14 protein-coding genes and 1 pseudogene are annotated in these 16103 nt (G+C 63.5%); 6 read left to right on the top strand and 9 right to left on the bottom strand.

The window, feature by feature from the left end; genetic code table 11:
• Nucleotides 1-6: 6 nt before the first annotated feature.
• The 4 genes from cyoD to cyoA all read right to left on the bottom strand — a co-directional run bounded on the left by cyoD (nt 7) and on the right by cyoA (nt 4215).
• Nucleotides 7-435, bottom strand: a complete 429-nt coding sequence (gene cyoD / locus RMET_RS28665) for a cytochrome o ubiquinol oxidase subunit IV (RefSeq protein ID WP_008643179.1) — start codon at nt 433-435, stop codon at nt 7-9.
• A complete protein-coding gene (gene cyoC / locus RMET_RS28660) occupies nt 432-1088 on the bottom strand; it encodes a cytochrome o ubiquinol oxidase subunit III (protein WP_008643180.1) in 657 nt (218 codons plus the stop codon). The genes cyoD and cyoC overlap by 4 nt, the downstream gene beginning before the upstream one ends.
• Nucleotides 1081-3084 carry a cytochrome o ubiquinol oxidase subunit I gene (gene cyoB, locus RMET_RS28655; RefSeq protein WP_011520016.1) on the bottom strand — a complete coding sequence of 668 codons (2004 nt, stop codon included), beginning with the start codon at nt 3082-3084 and terminating at the stop codon, nt 1081-1083. The genes cyoC and cyoB overlap by 8 nt, the downstream gene beginning before the upstream one ends.
• Before the next feature lie 81 nt (nt 3085-3165).
• On the bottom strand, nt 3166-4215 hold the full coding sequence (cyoA, locus tag RMET_RS28650) for a ubiquinol oxidase subunit II (RefSeq protein WP_011520015.1): 1050 nt from the start codon (nt 4213-4215) through the stop codon (nt 3166-3168).
• A 149-nt stretch (nt 4216-4364) separates the two neighbouring features.
• On the opposite strand from cyoA, the gene RMET_RS28645 reads away from it, so the two are divergent.
• On the top strand, nt 4365-5684 hold the full coding sequence (locus RMET_RS28645) for an MFS transporter (RefSeq protein ID WP_011520014.1): 1320 nt from the start codon (nt 4365-4367) through the stop codon (nt 5682-5684).
• Here RMET_RS28645 and cynR read toward each other — a convergent pair.
• On the bottom strand, nt 5653-6555 hold the full coding sequence (cynR, locus tag RMET_RS28640) for a transcriptional regulator CynR (RefSeq protein ID WP_017513934.1): 903 nt from the start codon (nt 6553-6555) through the stop codon (nt 5653-5655). The two genes, RMET_RS28645 and cynR, sit on opposite strands and share 32 nt — an antisense overlap.
• A 107-nt stretch (nt 6556-6662) precedes the next feature.
• Here cynR and RMET_RS28635 point away from each other — a divergent pair, with 107 nt between their 5' ends.
• Entirely contained in the window at nt 6663-7313 is a 651-nt protein-coding gene (locus RMET_RS28635) for a carbonic anhydrase (protein WP_011520012.1), read from the top strand.
• 19 nt (nt 7314-7332) lie between these two features.
• Here RMET_RS28635 and RMET_RS28630 read toward each other — a convergent pair whose 3' ends face one another.
• Nucleotides 7333-8775: an HDOD domain-containing protein gene (locus tag RMET_RS28630; RefSeq protein ID WP_011520011.1), complete on the bottom strand. Its 1443-nt coding sequence runs from the start codon at nt 8773-8775 to the stop codon at nt 7333-7335.
• Entirely contained in the window at nt 8775-10544 is a 1770-nt protein-coding gene (locus tag RMET_RS28625; protein WP_011520010.1) for a putative bifunctional diguanylate cyclase/phosphodiesterase, read from the bottom strand. Before RMET_RS28625 ends, RMET_RS28630 begins: the two co-directional genes overlap by 1 nt.
• A gap of 470 nt (nt 10545-11014) precedes the next feature.
• On the opposite strand from RMET_RS28625, the pseudogene ilvA reads away from it, so the two are divergent.
• Nucleotides 11015-12103, top strand: a pseudogene (ilvA, locus tag RMET_RS28620) (threonine ammonia-lyase, biosynthetic); the annotation flags it as partial.
• Between the two features lie 112 nt (nt 12104-12215).
• Nucleotides 12216-12974 (top strand): SDR family oxidoreductase, encoded by a 759-nt coding sequence (locus RMET_RS28615; RefSeq protein ID WP_011520008.1) that lies wholly within the window; start codon nt 12216-12218, stop codon nt 12972-12974.
• Between the two features lie 57 nt (nt 12975-13031).
• Here the strand turns inward: RMET_RS28615 and RMET_RS28610 are convergent, their stop codons facing one another.
• Together RMET_RS28610 and RMET_RS28605 are read right to left on the bottom strand one after the other, a co-directional pair.
• Complete coding sequence (locus tag RMET_RS28610) at nt 13032-13520, bottom strand: ankyrin repeat domain-containing protein (RefSeq protein ID WP_085960520.1); 489 nt, start codon at nt 13518-13520, stop codon at nt 13032-13034.
• Between the two features lie 116 nt (nt 13521-13636).
• Entirely contained in the window at nt 13637-15082 is a 1446-nt protein-coding gene (locus RMET_RS28605) for a catalase (RefSeq protein ID WP_011520006.1), read from the bottom strand.
• A 379-nt stretch (nt 15083-15461) separates the two neighbouring features.
• On the opposite strand from RMET_RS28605, the gene RMET_RS34040 reads away from it, so the two are divergent.
• Nucleotides 15462-15620 (top strand): hypothetical protein, encoded by a 159-nt coding sequence (locus RMET_RS34040; RefSeq protein ID WP_008642634.1) that lies wholly within the window; start codon nt 15462-15464, stop codon nt 15618-15620.
• 131 nt (nt 15621-15751) lie between these two features.
• Nucleotides 15752-16063: a hypothetical protein gene (locus tag RMET_RS28600; RefSeq protein ID WP_008642633.1), complete on the top strand. Its 312-nt coding sequence runs from the start codon at nt 15752-15754 to the stop codon at nt 16061-16063.
• Nucleotides 16064-16103 lie beyond the last annotated feature (40 nt).

Raw genomic sequence — 16103 nt, 5'->3', positions numbered from 1 at the left:
ATCTTGCTATTTGGTTCTGGGTGGCACGATCGTGCCACCCGATTCCGCCGCCTGCTGCGTGTGCCGCATCTGCGGCATCATGTTGCTGTTCAGGTGGAACATCACCCATAGCGATCCGGTCAGCGTGATCACGACCAGTGTCAGCGTGAACATCAGGGAAAGCATGTTCCAGCCGCCTTCCGACTTGGCGTTCATGTGCAGGAAGTAGATCATGTGCACCACGATTTGCACCGCGCCGATCAGCAGGATGGCGATGGCGGTGGTGGACGACTTTTCGAACACCTTGCCCATCACCAGCCAGAACGGCACCGCTGTCAGGAACACCGACAGCACGAAGCCCGTCAGATAGCCACCCAGCGTGGCGTGCGGCCCCACTTCCTCTTCGTGCTCATGGCCATGCCCGTGGCCGTCCATCGCGTGGTCTTGCGCGCTCATGGCAGCGACCCCATCAGGTAGACAAAGGTAAAGACGCCGATCCACACGACGTCGAGAAAGTGCCAGAACATCGACAGGCACATCAGCCTGCGCTTGTTCGCCGTGATCAGTCCGTGCCGCGCCACCTGCGTCATCAGGACGATCAGCCAGATGATGCCGAACGTCACGTGCAGCCCGTGCGTGCCCACCAGCGAAAAGAACGATGTCAGGAACGCGCTGCGTTGCGGGCCGGCTCCCTCATGGATCAGGTGCGCGAACTCGTAGAGTTCCACCGTAAGGAACGCCGCGCCGAACACGCCGGTGATGGCCAGCCAGATCTGCGTGCTGGCGACGCGGTTCTGCTGCATCTGCAGCATGGCGAAGCCATACGTGATCGACGATATCAGCAGGAACGAGGTGTTCAGCGCCACCAGTGGTAGCTCGAACAGCTCGGCGCCGCTCGGTCCCCCCGCGTACTCGCGCCCCAGCACCCCGTAGGCGGCGAACAGGCACGCGAATATCAGGCAGTCGCTCATCAGGTAGAGCCAGAACCCGAGCAGCGTGCCGTTCTGAGGATGTACCTCCTCGGTCAGGTAGAACTGATAGCCGCCGGGGGGCGCTTGGTCCGCATCGGCCGTGCCGTGCGCGTGCAGGGGTAGGGTCGTGTCAACCATGGCCGGCCATCAGTTGGGTGCGCGCCGCTTCAGTCCGGACCACCTGCTCTGCCGAAATGTAGTAGTCGCGCTTGTAGTTGAAGGTATGGATGATCGCTGCAATGATCGTGGCCGCGAACGACGCGATGACCAACCACCAGATGTGCCAGATCAACGCGAAGCCGCATATCGTGGAGAGCCCGGCCAGTACGATGCCGGCCGCCGTGCCCTTCGGCATGTGGATCGGGATGAAGCCTTGCTGCGGCCGCTGGAAGCCGTTGTGTTTCATGTGCCACCAGGCATCGGTGTCGTGCACGACCGGCGTGAATGCGAAGTTGTACTGCGGCGGCGGCGACGAGGTCGACCATTCGAGCGTGCGGCCGCCCCAGGGGTCGCCGGTGGTGTCGCGGAGTTCCTCGCGGCGCATGAAGCTCACCACGAGCTGGATCAGGAAGCAGGCGATGCCGATGGCGATCAGCAACGCGCCGAACGCGGCGATCTGGAACCAGATCTGCAGCGACGGATCGTCAAAATGGTTCATGCGGCGGGTCACGCCGAGCAGGCCGAGCCAGTACAGCGGCATGAACGCGAAGTAGAAGCCGACGAACCAGAACCAGAACGACGCCTTGCCCCACGACGACACCAGGCGATAGCCGAATGCCTTGGGGAACCAGTACGTGATGCCGGCCATCAGCCCGAACAGCACGCCGCCGATGATTACGTTATGGAAGTGGGCGATCAGGAACAGGCTGTTGTGTAGCGAGAAGTCCGCCGGAGGCACTGCCAGCAGCACGCCGGTCATGCCGCCGATCACGAACGTGACCATAAAGCCGACCGTCCACAGCATCGGTGGCTCGAAGCGGATCTTGCCGTGGTACATCGTGAACAGCCAGTTGAAGATCTTGGCGCCGGTCGGGATCGAGATGATCATCGTCGTGATCCCGAAGAACGAATTGACGCTGGCGCCGGAGCCCATCGTGAAGAAGTGGTGCAGCCAGACCAGGTAGGAGAGCACGGTGATCACCACCGTCGCATAGACCATCGACGCGTAGCCGAACAGGCGCTTGCGCGCGAACGTGGCCACCACTTCCGAGAACACACCGAACACCGGCAATACCAGGATGTAGACCTCGGGGTGACCCCAGATCCAGATCAGGTTCACGTACATCATCGCGCTGCCGCCCTGGTCGGCTGTGAAGAAGTTCGTGCCGGCGTAGCGATCCAGCGCCAGCAGCGCCAGCGCGGCGGTCAGTACCGGGAAGGCGGCGATGATCAGCACGTTCGTGCACAGCGACGTCCACGTGAAGATCGGCATCCGCATTAGCGTCATGCCAGGGGCGCGCATCTTGACGATGGTGACCAGCAGGTTGATCCCTGATAACAGCGTCCCCACCCCCGCTATCTGTAGCGCCCATATGTAGTAATCCACGCCAACGTCGGGACTGTGGAGGATGCCCGAAAGCGGAGGATAGGCCAGCCAGCCGGTGCGCGCGAATTCGCCTACGAACAGCGACATCATGACCAGAATCGCGCCGCCCGTGGTCATCCAGAAGCTGAAGTTGTTGAGGAACGGGAATGCCACGTCGCGCGCGCCGATCTGCAACGGCATGACAAAGTTCATCAGCCCGGTGACCAGCGGCATGGCCACGAAGAAGATCATGATCACGCCGTGCGCGGTGAAGATCTGGTCGTAGTGGTGAGGTGGCAGAAACCCGGCGTTGTCGCCGAACGCGACGGCCTGCTGCATCCGCATCATGACCGCATCGGCAAAGCCACGCAGCAGCATCACGATGCCCAGCACGATGTACATGATGCCGATCTTCTTGTGGTCGATGCTGGTGAACCACTCTCGCCAGAGATAGCCCCACGCGCGGAAGTACGTCAGCAGCGCCACCAGTGCCAGTCCGCCTATCGCCACGGCGGCGAAGGTGGCGATCAGGATCGGCTCATGGTAGGGAATGGCCTCCCATGACAGTCGGCCGAAAATCAGGTTGGCGAGTTCGGAGCGCTCGGGCATGTTTGTCACCTGGGCCTGTGTTGGCCAAAATTGACCGATGATGATTGGCGGGAACCGGAAAAATGGGGGCGAATCCCCGCTTCACCGCAGCAGTCGTCTACCGTCGTTGAGCACGACGTCCGGCGCAAACAGCGGCGAATCGACCGGTGTGTTGCTTGCCGTGCAGATTTCGCCGGACGGGTCGAACTTGCCGCGGCTGCGATCGAGCGCCATGGTGTCGGCCATGCAGGCGCCGCCATCCACGCAACGGTTCAGGATCTGGTCGTAGAGTTCGGGCGCCACGCTGGCATAGCGTTGCACCGGCTCACGTTCGCTGGGCTGGGCCAGCTTCAGGTAGGCGTCCTTCGACAGGGTGCTTCCCGATGATTTGGCCTGCGCGATCCAGCGATCGAAGTCCTCGCTCGACATGCCGTGGAACTTGAACCGCATATGCGAGAAGCCCGCGCCACTGTAGTTGGACGAGAAGCCGTCATAGATGCCGGGTTTGTTGATCACCGCATGGAGCTTGGTTTCCATGCCAGGCATGGCGTAGACCATGCCGGCCAGCGAAGGCACGAAGAAGGCGTTCATCACCGAGGTGGCGGTGATCCGGAAGGCGATCGGGCGATCGACCGGCGCGGCCAGTTCGTTCACCGTGGCAATGCCTTGTTCGGGATACAGGAACAGCCACTTCCAGTCCAGCGCCACGACTTCCACCGTGAGCGGTTTCACCTCGGTGGGAACGGGGCGGCCTTCGTCGAGTCGTGTCAGTGGCCGGTAGGGATCGAGCTGATGGGTGCTGACCCACGTCACCGCGCCGAGCGCGATGATGATCAGCAGCGGTGCGGCCCAGATCGCCAGTTCGAGCACCGTGGAGTGGTCCCACTCGGGGTTGTACGGGGAATCGGGGGCGCTCTCGCGGTATCGCCACGCGAACAGCAACGTGAGGAAGATCACCGGGACGATGATCAGCAGCATCAGACATGTGGCGATGATGATCAGGTCACGCTGGCGCATGGCCATATCGCCGGATGGCGAAAGCAGCACAGCGTTGCACCCGGCCAGACTCGCCAATAGCGCGATTGCGGTAAAACGCAAAAGCAACCTTCCCGTCACCCTGATGGGTGTCACTGCTGCATCGAAGCGTGGCATGGTCTCGGAAGTGGCGTCTGGTTAACGTCGCATTGGGGTGGCCCCAACGATCTTTCGATTTCCAGTTGCAGTTTAGGCGCTATTCTTGTGATTGCGGGACTTTAAGTGCAGTACGACATCCTCCTCTCGCACATCAAGGAGACTCCACGATGGCCAGTCTGTCCCACCAGCATCGCGCGTCGCCCACTGCACCTCCGGCTCCCGGTCATCATGACGTGGCGCCAGCCGAGATCGCTACAGGCGTGGTGATCGGGCGCGCCTCCGAGTACTTCGACTTCTTCACGTATGGCATCGCCTCGGTGCTCGTCTTCCCATCGGTCTACTTCCCGTTTGCGAGCGAGCTGGCCGGTCTGCTCTACAGCTTCGCGATCTTCTCCTTCGCATTCGTCGGACGGCCGTTCGGGACGACACTGTTCATGCGAATCCAGCGACGCTGGGGCCGCGGCATCAAGCTGACGGCCTCGCTGTTCCTGCTCGGCACCGCCACGGTGGGTATCGCGTTCCTGCCGTCATATGCGTCGATCGGCAGTTCGGCCATCTACCTGCTGGCGCTGTTCCGCTTCCTGCAGGGCATTGCGTTTGGCGGTTCGTGGGATGGCCTGCCGTCGCTGCTGGCGCTCAATGCGCCGGAAAACAAGCGCGGGTGGTACGCGATGGTGGGGCAGCTTGGCGCGCCGACTGGCTTCATCGTGGCGGGTGCGTTGTTCCTGTTCCTGCGCTCGAGCCTGACGCCGGAAGAGTTCATCGATTGGGGGTGGCGTTATCCGTTCTATGTGGCCTTCGCCATCAACGTGGTGGCGCTGTTCGCGCGGCTGCGCCTGGTGGTCACGCATGAATACACCCGACTGCTCGAGGAGGATGAACTCGAGCCAATCAGCACGCTGCAGATGGTCAATGCGCAGGGCTTCAACATCTTCCTCGGCGCCTTCGCGGCACTGGCCAGCTATGCGCTGTTCCACCTCGTCACCGTGTTTCCGCTGTCATGGGTGAGCCTGCACAAGACGCAGAACATCACAGACGTGCTCGCGGTCCAGATCGTGGGTGCGGTCATTGCGTTCATCGGCACGTTGATCTCAGGCTGGCTTGCCGACCGCATCGGCCGGCGTACCACGCTGGCGACAATGGCCGTCTTGATTGGCATCTTTAGCCTGTTCAGTCCGTGGCTGCTCGATGGCGGCGCGACCGGCCAGAACCTGTTCATCCTGATCGGCTTCGGCCTGCTGGGTTTGTCGTACGGGCAGGCGGCTGGCGTGGTGACGTCGAACTTCGAGACCCGCTATCGCTATACGGGCGCCGCGCTGACGACCGATTTCGCGTGGCTGTTCGGCGCCGCATTTGCGCCACTGGTAGCGCTGGGACTGTCGTCGCTGTTCGGTCTGGTCGCGGTTAGTCTGTATCTGCTGTCTGGGGTGGTGGGAACGCTGGTGGCGCTGCGGATCAACCGTGCGCTGGGGACCCCCGACGATTGACCTCATCGAGCGCAAATGCCACGAACGCGCGCGCCGCGGCAGTGCGATAGGCGCCACGCCGTTGCAGTAGCGCGGCACGGCGCGGCGGCAGCGGCAGTTCCAGCTTGAGGACGCACAGATCCGGATGTCCGGCGGCAATGGCCGCCGGCAGCACCGTGGCGTGGCGTCCGCTGCGCACGGCGTCAAGCACGGCGCTGACCGAGTTGGCCTCGAACGTGATACGCGGCTCGATCCCTAGCGCCCCGAAGTAGCGGGCGATATAACCCCGTGTGGCAAATTCCCGCGTCAGCATGGCCATGGATTGCGCCGCGAGCACGTCGGCGCGCAGTGCCGTGCGTCGACGCGCCAGCGCGTGTGTGGCGCCGACCATGTAGGCCAGCGGTTCCTCCATCAACGGTGTGGCGTCCAGATCGGGCAGATGGATATCGTCGAAGGCGATGCCGATATCGACCTCGTCATCGGCCAGCAATGGTTCCACGCGCTCTTGTGGCATTTCGCGCAGACTCAGCGTGATATTCGGATACGCCGAGTTAAACGCCACGATCAGCGGCGCCACCAGATAGGGCGTGAACGTCGGCGTGATCGCCAGCCGGAGGTTGCCGCGCGTGAGTTCTCCCACGTCATGGATGGCGCGTCGCCCGGCTTCGAGGTCCTGCAGCGCGCGGCGTGCGTGCACGTAGTACGCTTCGCCGGCGTCAGTCAGTCGCACGGTGCGGCCGCTGCGATCGAACAACGGCGCGCCGAGTGATTCCTCGAGCTGGCGGATCTGCTGCGACAGTGTCGGCTGCGAGACATGGAGTGCCTCGGCCGCTCGGGTGAAGTTGCCGGCGTCGGCGACGGCCAGGAAATAGCGAACGTGGCGCAGCAGCATGGTGGTAACTATTGGTGTTGCCAATGACGAGGATAATAAACCGGTCTTTGACCCAATAGCTGTTCGCCGCCATGCTGGAGCCATCCAATGACGATGGGGGCGTCGGCGTGAAAGATCTGATCCAGGGCATTCTGAAGTTCCAGCGGGAAGAATTCCCGAAGCGGTCGGCGTTGTTCAAGCACCTGGCCACGCAGCAGAATCCCAAGACGTTGTTCATCGCGTGTTCGGACAGCCGCGTCGTGCCGGCGTTGCTGACACAGTGCGAGCCCGGGGAGCTGTTCGTGATCCGCAACGCCGGCAATATCGTCCCGGCCTACGCGGTGCAGCCAGGCGGCGTGTCCGCCAGCGTCGAATACGCGGTGGCGGGGCTCAAGGTGCGCGACATCGTGATCTGTGGCCATTCCGATTGCGGGGCCATGACGGCCGTGGCCACCTGCCAATGCCTGGACCACATGCCTGCTGTCGAAGAGTGGCTCGAACATGCCAGCGGCGCCCGGCGGATCAGTCTGACCCGTCCGCACGCATCGGACCGGGCACGGGTGGACGACATGGTGCGTGAGAACGTGATCGAGCAGCTTGACCACCTGCGGACGCATCCGTCGGTGGCGCAGGCGCTGGCCGAAGGGCGTGTCGACCTGCATGGCTGGGTCTACGACATTGAAACCGGTGAGATCGATGCCCTCGAAGGACGTACCGGGAAGTTCGTGCCGCTGCGGGAACAGCCTGATGTCACCGCCACGCTGGAGCGGGTTGCCTGACGCCAGGGATTGGCAGGTATCAGCGCGAGGGCGATTGCGCAGGCGCCGCGCGCAGCACGCCTGCGGCGATTTCGCGCATCAGCTCATCGACGGTCTCGAGCTCGGCCTCGCCCAGACCGGCGGGCGCGCGGGCGGTGCCCCAGTCACCATAGACCATGGCGATGCAGCGATTGCGGATTCTCACCGGCGCCAGCAGGATCGACCGCGCGTCCGGAATCGCATCGCGATACCACCGTGGCAGACGGCGCGCCACTTCGGCGTCGGTCGTGTCCTCCACCAGCAGCGGCTTGGACGCCAGCGCGGCAAAGTGGAACACATCGGGCACGAAGCCTTCCTCGAAGGACAGCGCGGACAGCCTTTCACGCATTCCCTCGCCGAAGCCCAGCCGCGCGTGAAAGTGCCGTGTCGAGGGGTTCAGCATCATCAGGAAACAGCGCGAGAAGTCCAGCGCGCGCATCGACGATTCCAGCACCATCGGTGCCAGTTGCGATACCGTCCGGCCCGCGCCTTCGCGCTGCACCTCGGCGATGCCTTGCCGCAGTCGCTCCAGGACGTTATCCGGGCGCGCGCCGTGGGCAAGTGTTGTGGCATCCTGCGCCGGCGATTCGGATTCGACAATCGACGCATTGAGCACCTCGGCCTGGCGCACGGCCACGGAGACGTCGCTGGCGTCCAGGCCGAGCACCTTCGCGTGCGACAGCAGCAAGGCCTCGACCGATGCCTGATTGCCGTCGCGCACCATCGTGGCCGCGGCCTGTGCGGAGACCTGCGCAATCGCGGCGAGCCAGTCGGCATGGGTTTCCAGTACGGTATCCGTGGACAGCGCGCGCGGCTTCATTGCGTGCGCGATCAGGCCCGGGAGCCGCCATTTTCGCGCGGCCGCCTCGGCGATTTCCACCATCGACACACCGAGCACTTCCTGGCAGGCCTCGTTTTCCGTCATTGGATGCGCGGCGCACATGGCCTCCACGCGTTCCCATTCTTCGGGGAAATAGAACACGATGAGCAGCCGGCTCATATGGTGCATCAGCGTGCAGACGACGGCTTCCTCGCCCTCGTTGATGCCGCGTGCCTGGCTCAGCGCCCGCGTGATCTCGCCGGCCACCAGCGCGCGTTGCAACGCGCGCGTGGCCTGCGGACGATTTGGCGCCACGCCGTGGAAATAGTCGAGCAGCTGGATGCCGAGCGTCAGGTGGCTGATCGCCTCCACGCCCAGCACCAGGATCGCGCGCGAGACGGTGGTCACCTCGCCGCCGAACGATCGGTACATGGCCGAGTTGGCGAGCCGGATCACCTTCTGCGACAGGCTGAAATCCGACAGCACGCTTGTGGCCATCTCGCCGACGGTGAGGTCGGCGTTGAGCGTCTTGAAGATGTTGTCGACACAGTACTGAAGCGTCGGGAAGTCTCCCTGTTGCGCCATCCGTGCCCACAGGGTCTCGAAGAAATCGGACTTGGACATCAGGACACCCGTGGCGCGAAGACTTCGCCCTCGCCGACCACGAACCTGCCGTCGGTGACGGCGCTCTCGAAATCGGCGGCGGCGACGGCACGTGCAAAGCGCCATCCCTGCACAAGGTTGCAGCCCTGCGCGGCCAACAGCTTGTTTTGGGCATCGGTTTCCACGCCCTCGGCAATGGCGACGAGACCGAGTTCGCGTGCCAGCGACAGCACGGCCGACACGATGGTCCGCGCGTGCGGTGAATCGACCATGTCGGCGACGAAGCTGCGGTCGACCTTAAGGGCCGACAGCGGAAAGCGGCGCAGGTACGACAGGCTCGAATAGCCGGTGCCGAAATCATCGACGGCGAAGCGGATGCCGAGCGCACGCAGCGAAAGGAGCAGTTCCTCGGCGGCCTTCGGATCGGTCATCAGCGCGCTTTCGGTGATTTCCAGCAGTAGCCGGTCGGCGCCGATGCCCGATTCCTGGATCGCATTGCGGACGCTGTCGAAGAAGCCCGGATGCAGGAACTGCACGGCTGACACGTTGACCGACATATGGCCTACATGGATACCCAGCGCATCCCAGGCGGCAAGCTGCGCGCAGGCGCAGCGCAGCGCCCACGCGCCAAGGTGTTTGATCAGACCGTTCTTCTCGGCGACGGGAATGAACACATCGGGCCGGATATCGCGGCCTGCGTGCTCCCAGCGCATCAGTGCTTCCACGGCGCAGACTTCACCGCTTCCGGGCCAGACGATCGGCTGGTAGTGCAGCAGGAATTCTCCGTTCTGCACCGCTTCGAACATGCTCTGCTCGATCTGGAACTGTTCGTCCAGGCGGCGGTCGAGTTCGGGCGAGTAGATGCAGTAACGGTTCTTGCCGAGCGCCTTCGCCTCGTACATCGCCAGGTCCGCACGGCGCAGCCATTGCGACTCCGATTGCGCCGAACCGTTCGAGAAGGCCAGGCCGATGCTGGTGGTGATGCGCACCTGGCAGCCGCCCAGCAGGAAGGGCTGGCGGCAGACATGGATCACGCGCTCGAGGATGCGGATGGCGTCCGCCTCGGACTCCATGTCATCGAGCATCAGCACGAACTCGTCGCCACCCAGCCGCGCCACGCTTTGGCGCGTGCGGACAGTGTCCTGCAGGCGTGTGCCCACTTCCTTGAGCAGCGCGTCGCCAAACTCGTGGCCGAGCGAGTCGTTGACGTTCTTGAAGCCGTCCAGATCCATCAGGGCAACCGCGAACGGCTGGCCCGCGCGGCGGCCGGACGTGTATTCCTCGATCCGCTTGCCGATGTAGGCGCGGTTGCCGACACCGGTCAACGGGTCCAGGAAGGCACGCTCGGTCAGGTCTCGCTCCGACTCCACCCAATGCGTGATGTCTTGGCCGAACAGCAGCAGGCTGGGCGCATCGTCGGCATCGCGGTGGTAGCTCACGCGCAGGTCGAGCCAGTTGGGCCCGCCGATACCGCCGGCCACGCGCACGCGCTCGCGGCGCATGGTCTGGTCCTGCGCGCAGCACGTCAGCAGCATGGCCACGCGTTCGCGGGACTCCAGCGCGATGATGTCGAGGATCGAGGTGCGCAGCAGGTATTCGCGCGGATAGACCAGTAGTTCGGCGGTGGCTTCAGTCGCTTCGAGAATGCGTCCCTGCATGTCCACGCGCATGGCCAGCGCGCCGGAAGCCTCCAGCAACGCCAGGGCCTCGCCGTAGGCAGGGCCGGCATCGGGCCGCCTGCGATCGGCAGGCTCCGGTGCCAGAGCAACATCGAATGCGAACGCGGTCATGTATCTTTCAACCCTGAGCCCAATGGGCGCATGGCTGATATCGGTTGGTTTCTTGTGATCTGTAGGGTTGGATACCCGCGGCAACGCCAGTCCGTGGCTAACCCGTGCCCGGAACATGACCTCTGGTGCTGCCGCCGTCATATGAATGACATCGGCGATTCTAATACGAGCCGACATCGGGCTGAGTGCGGCGCGGGAGGGGGGTGACGCCAGTGGGCACGACTACAACACGCGTATCGCCAGTTGAAGGCCAGGCTTGTGTCGGGATTGACATAGTCGTGGGAAATCCGTGACACTCATTCCCATGTCCAGTTTCGCCATCCGCATCGCCGCGATTATTCGCACCATTCCGAGAATGGTGGGTTAGCGCGCGTCCGAAACAGACATCAATAACCCGCCCAACGAGGCGGGTTTTTTTATGGCCGCCTCCAGGGATTTCCAGAGATTTCCCCCTCAAGAATGGAGTCGCCATGCCGTTAACCCATCCCCTTGCCGTGCCCCAAGCCGTTGCGCCGGGCCAGTCGTTCGATGCCGAGCCGTTTGAAGCGGCACACGACGCCTGGAGCGACGCCGACGATTACCTGAGGCGCATCCTGACCGCGCGCGTCTACGACGTGGCACGGGAGACCGCGCTGGAGGCGGCGCCGACCTTGTCCGCGCATCTCGGCCACCGCGTCTGGCTCAAGCGCGAGGATCACCAGCCCGTGTTTTCGTTCAAGGTGCGCGGCGCCTACAACAAGATGGCCAGCCTGCCGGCCGATGCGCTTGCCCGTGGCGTGATCACGGCCTCAGCCGGCAATCACGCGCAAGGCGTGGCGCTGGCCGCGGCCCGGCTTGGTGTGCGGGCGATCATCGTCGTGCCGCAATCCGCGCCGCAGGTGAAGGTGGATGCGGTGCGTGCCCACGGTAGCGGGATGGTGGAAGTCGTGCTGGCCGGCGAGTCCTATTCCGATGCCTTCGACCATGCGCTATCCCTGCAGCAACAACACGGACTGACGTTCATCCCGGCGTTCGACGATCCCGACGTCATCGCCGGGCAAGGAACCGTGGGCATGGAGATCCTGCGGCAGCATCGCGGTCCGCTTGATGCCGTGTTCGTGCCGATCGGCGGTGGCAGCCTGGCAGCAGGCGTGGCGGCATATGTCAAGGCGGTCCGGCCGGAAGTCCAGGTCATCGGCGTGCAAACGGAGGATTCCTGCGCCATGGCGCGTTCGCTGGCCGCTGGCGAGCGGGTCACGCTCGATACCGTGGGATTGTTCTCGGATGGCACGGCGGTCAAGCGCGTCGGGGAAGAGACGTTTCGGCTTTGCCAGAAGTACCTTGATGGCGTGCTGACGGTGGATACCGATGCGCTCTGCGCGGCGATCAAGGACATCTTCCAGGACACGCGCAGCCTGGTGGAGCCGGCCGGCGCGCTGGCCGTGGCGGGGCTCAAGCAGTATGCGGCGACGGCGGGCAACGCCTCGCTGGCGCTGGTCGCGATCACATCGGGCGCCAATATGAACTTTGACCGCTTGCGCATCGTGGCGGAGCGGGCGGAAGTGGTTGGCGCCGCACGATGATGGAAGGGGAGGCCGATGATCGCCCAGAAGTTGTCGTACAACTGTGGTTCTTTCGGGCAGAATCAGGGGTGGCACTCTTCCCAGCCACAAGACATTGGAGACATCGAGCATGACAAAGCAGGCAAAGGTCGCACTGGTCACGGGCGCGGCGCGCGGTATCGGCAAGGCAGTCGCACAGGCGATGCTCGCGGACGGTTATCAGGTCGTGCTGGCCGGGCGCACCGCCGAAACGTTGGAAGCCCTGGCCGCGCAAGCTACGGCTGCGGGCCAGACCGCGCTGGCCGTGCAGTGCGATGTGAGTGATGCCGCCTCGGTCGACGCTTTGTTCGGCAAGATCCGCGAACGCTTCGGCCGGCTCGATGTGCTGTTCAATAACGCAGGCATCAACGCGCCGGGCGTCAGCATCGACGAACTGTCAGTCGAGCAGTGGAAGGCGGTGGTAGACACCAACCTGACCGGCGCCTTCTTGTGCGCGCGCGGCGCGTTCGCGCTGATGAAATCGCAGGACCCGCGTGGTGGCCGCATCATCAACAACGGGTCGATCTCCGCCCACGCGCCACGGCCGAATTCCGTGGCCTACACGGCCACCAAGCATGCGATTACCGGGCTGACCAAGAGCCTGTCGCTCGATGGCCGTCCCTGGGACATCGCCTGTGGTCAGATCGATATTGGCAACGCGGGTACCGACATGGCCAACCGCATGGCGCGTGGCGTGCCGCAGGCCAACGGCGAGATCCGCCCGGAGCCGTTGATGGATGTGGCCCACGTTGCCAGCTCGGTACTGCATATGGCCAATCTGCCGCTGGAAACCAATGTGCAGTTCATGACCGTCATGGCGACCAAGATGCCGTTCGTGGGACGCGGGTAATGCGCTGAGGTGGAATCAAGGCGGTCCTCCTCTCGCTCGGCGGAGAGGGGCGGCCCGTCAATGGGTGCTACCGTGCCGGCCGGCCATGAAAGCCGCCGCATCGGCTGCGGTCATGCCGCGGTTGTCGCGTGCGTTGGGGTCGGCGCCATGCGCCTTGAGTATGTCGACGATATCCGTGCGCTGGAACATTGCGGCGGTCATCAGCGCCGTGCGGCCGTCAGGCGAGGCACCTTCGACGTCGGCACCATGCTCGAGCAGGATTTCGACGATTTCGGTGTAGCCCTTGTAGGCGGCTCCGGCGATCGGCGTCTGACCCATCGCATTGCGAATGTCCGGCGAAGCGCCGACTTCCAGCAGCGTGCGCAGCGCGTTCGCATGGCCATGGTAGGCGGCCAGCATGACGAGGGTGTCGCCCTTCTCATTACGCAGGTTCGGTGGCATACCGCGTTCGATCAGCGCCGCGAGCGCCACGGCGTCGCCATTGCGCGCGAGATCGAACACCTGGCCCAGCGCGGCGATCATGCGCGCTTCATCTTCCGCGGACATCGTGGCTTGAGGCTGTTCCATCATCATTTTCCTGTCTCGGACGGTTTGTTCGGGATTTGCTGAGTCGTTCCGCCCATGCCTCTCCCGGGGGCGGGAGAGGCATGGGTAGTGGGGACTTACTTGGCCTCGATCATCTCGATAGCAGCCGCGACACCCGCACCATAGGCGGGGTCAGCCGCCGTGCAATGCTTGATGTGGGTCTGCTGGATGTGTTTCGACACACCCTTGATCGAGCGGGCCGTGTTGTCGAACAGCGCCTGCTGCTGCGTCGGCGACATCAGGCGGAACAACGCGCCGACCTGCGAGAAGTAGTCGCCGTCCTCGCGATGGTTCCAGTGGTCGGCAGTGCCTTCCAGCGTCAGCGGCGGTTCGCGGAAGTCGGGTTGCTCGGCCCACTCGCCCTTCGTATTGGGCTCATAGCCGATGGCGGCCCCCCGGTTGCCGTCGACGCGCATCGTGCCGTCGCGGTGATAGCTGTTGACGTACTTCGCGGCTTTCGGCGAGTTCACCGGAATCTGGTGATGATTCACGCCGACGCGATAGCGCGCGGCGTCGCCGTACGAGAATAGACGGCCCTGCAACATCTTGTCGGGCGAGAAACCGACGCCAGGGACGATCGTCGACGGCGCGAACGATGCCTGTTCGACTTCGGCGAAGAAGTTGTCCGGATTGCGGTTCAGTTCCAGCACGCCGACTTCGATCAGCGGGTAGTCCTTCTTCGGCCAGATTTTGGTCAGGTCGAACGGGTGGTAGGGAACCTTGCTGGCTTCGGCTTCCGGCATGATCTGCACGCAGAGCTTCCAGCGCGGGAAATCGCCACGTTCGATTGATTCAAACAGATCGCGCTGGTGATATTCGCGGTCCTGGCCCGTGATCTCCGCAGCTTCCTCGTCAGTCAGGTTCTGGATGCCCTGCTGGGTGACGAAGTGGAACTTCACCCAGAAACGCTCCATGTTGGCGTTGATGAAGCTGTAGGTATGGCTGCCGAACCCGTGCATATGACGCCAGGTGCGCGGGATACCCCGGTCACTCATCACGATCGTGACCTGGTGCAGGGCTTCGGGCAGGCCGGTCCAGAAGTCCCAGTTGCTTTCGGCGCTACGCATGCCCGTGCGCGGGTCGCGCTTCACGGCGTGGTTCAGGTCGGGGAACTTCAGGGGGTCGCGCAGGAAGAAAACCGGGGTGTTGTTGCCCACCAGGTCCCAGTTGCCTTCCTCGGTGTAGAACTTGATCGCAAAGCCGCGGATGTCGCGTTCCGCATCGGCCGCGCCGCGCTCGCCGGCCACCGACGAGAAGCGCAGGAACAGGTCGGTTTTCTTGCCAACCTGTGAGAACAGGTTCGCGCGCGTGTACTTGGTGATGTCATGCGTGACCGTGAACGTGCCGTAAGCGCCGGCGCCCTTGGCGTGCATGCGGCGTTCCGGAATCACTTCACGGTCGAAGTGGGCAAGCTTTTCGAGGAACCAGACATCCTGGAGCAGGGCGGGGCCACGCGGGCCGGCGGTCTGAACGTTCTGGTTATCGACAACGGGCGCGCCAAATGCGGTCGTGAGCTTATTCATAGTCATTCCTTGATGCAGTCGTGCGATCCGGAAGGGTCGCGTCTGGACATTTGTGGGACGGAATTGCCGCGGCTCGTGGCCGCGTCACCGAGGGCGCCGGGGAACTGACTCGCCGGCAGGAGTTGCAGTCAACTATCGCAGAAGGGGTCGTTCAAGTCATATCGTATTGATCAATGGCCGCGATAGTGCACAGACTTTTCGAGCGGGCCATTAAGTGGTTTACGTCTGGGAAGGGCTCCGCTTTCTCGCATTTTTCGGATCAGGTCAAATTCTGTGCTCGGCATTGACAGGAAATTGACGTGTATCAGTCGATTCTTTGCAGTGTCTGGACAGCAGGCTGAATAGGCTGAAAGCAGGACAACTACGACCATGCCGCACCATGTGGATCGTCTACCGTTTTGGTCTTGCCGCCATTGCGTTGATCGCCCTGATTGCGCTGTTCGTGTGCCAGTACCGGCTATCGGCCAGGCTGGCGCGCCGCGAAGCGAAGCTCGATGGGCAGCAGGCACATGAGGAACCCGGCGCCATTGAATCGTGAGGCGCTGGCCGGGCGCGGCCCGTTCAAATGCGACGCGTGCTCGACCTGAGTCCTCCCCGTGGCAGGTTTACCGTGCCTTTTCAGGCTGCGTTCCTATCCTTACAAGGTGAAAATCATGCGCAGGAGATGACATGCAAGCGAGGTTTGCGCGCGGCATCGCGCAGACGCCACTGACGGTGGCAGCCCGGGAATTTCCACTGGCGGAGGAGGCCGCCATGCCCGAGGTTGGCGACCTGGTGACCGTCTTCAGTCAGGATCTGGTCACGGAGTTCAGCATCCGGCTGAACGCCGCGGCGGGGCCGGATTTATGGTACGGCGTGATCTACGCCATCAGCCGGGGCACCGAGATGCTCGTCGTCGCGGAGGGGCTCGAGCTTGACGATGTGGTTAGCGTCAGGCGGCAGGAAGTTGCGTCCGTCATCAAGGCTGATAGCCAGCATTGAGAATCGGCAGGCAGGTGTGGGACGGCGGCAGGCGTTGCCG

Origin of the sequence: Cupriavidus metallidurans CH34 (assembly GCF_000196015.1) — a bacterium.
GTDB classification, from domain to species: domain Bacteria; phylum Pseudomonadota; class Gammaproteobacteria; order Burkholderiales; family Burkholderiaceae; genus Cupriavidus; species Cupriavidus metallidurans.
This window is presented reverse-complemented; position numbering and strand designations above follow the sequence as displayed.

What these genes read in the sequence shown, in the direction of transcription:
- cyoD (WP_008643179.1), bottom strand. Translation starts at nt 435, where the DNA reads ATGAGCGCGCAAGACCACGCGATGGACGGCCACGGGCATGGCCATGAG.
- RMET_RS34040 (WP_008642634.1), top strand. Translation starts at nt 15,462, where the DNA reads ATGTGGATCGTCTACCGTTTTGGTCTTGCCGCCATTGCGTTGATCGCC.
- RMET_RS28645 (WP_011520014.1), top strand. Translation starts at nt 4,365, where the DNA reads ATGGCCAGTCTGTCCCACCAGCATCGCGCGTCGCCCACTGCACCTCCG.
- cyoB (WP_011520016.1), bottom strand. Translation starts at nt 3,084, where the DNA reads ATGCCCGAGCGCTCCGAACTCGCCAACCTGATTTTCGGCCGACTGTCA.
- cyoA (WP_011520015.1), bottom strand. Translation starts at nt 4,215, where the DNA reads ATGCCACGCTTCGATGCAGCAGTGACACCCATCAGGGTGACGGGAAGG.
- RMET_RS28630 (WP_011520011.1), bottom strand. Translation starts at nt 8,775, where the DNA reads ATGTCCAAGTCCGATTTCTTCGAGACCCTGTGGGCACGGATGGCGCAA.
- RMET_RS28600 (WP_008642633.1), top strand. Translation starts at nt 15,752, where the DNA reads ATGCAAGCGAGGTTTGCGCGCGGCATCGCGCAGACGCCACTGACGGTG.
- RMET_RS28625 (WP_011520010.1), bottom strand. Translation starts at nt 10,544, where the DNA reads ATGACCGCGTTCGCATTCGATGTTGCTCTGGCACCGGAGCCTGCCGAT.
- cyoC (WP_008643180.1), bottom strand. Translation starts at nt 1,088, where the DNA reads ATGGTTGACACGACCCTACCCCTGCACGCGCACGGCACGGCCGATGCG.
- RMET_RS28615 (WP_011520008.1), top strand. Translation starts at nt 12,216, where the DNA reads ATGACAAAGCAGGCAAAGGTCGCACTGGTCACGGGCGCGGCGCGCGGT.
- cynR (WP_017513934.1), bottom strand. Translation starts at nt 6,555, where the DNA reads ATGCTGCTGCGCCACGTTCGCTATTTCCTGGCCGTCGCCGACGCCGGC.
- RMET_RS28610 (WP_085960520.1), bottom strand. Translation starts at nt 13,520, where the DNA reads ATGTCCGCGGAAGATGAAGCGCGCATGATCGCCGCGCTGGGCCAGGTG.
- RMET_RS28605 (WP_011520006.1), bottom strand. Translation starts at nt 15,082, where the DNA reads ATGAATAAGCTCACGACCGCATTTGGCGCGCCCGTTGTCGATAACCAG.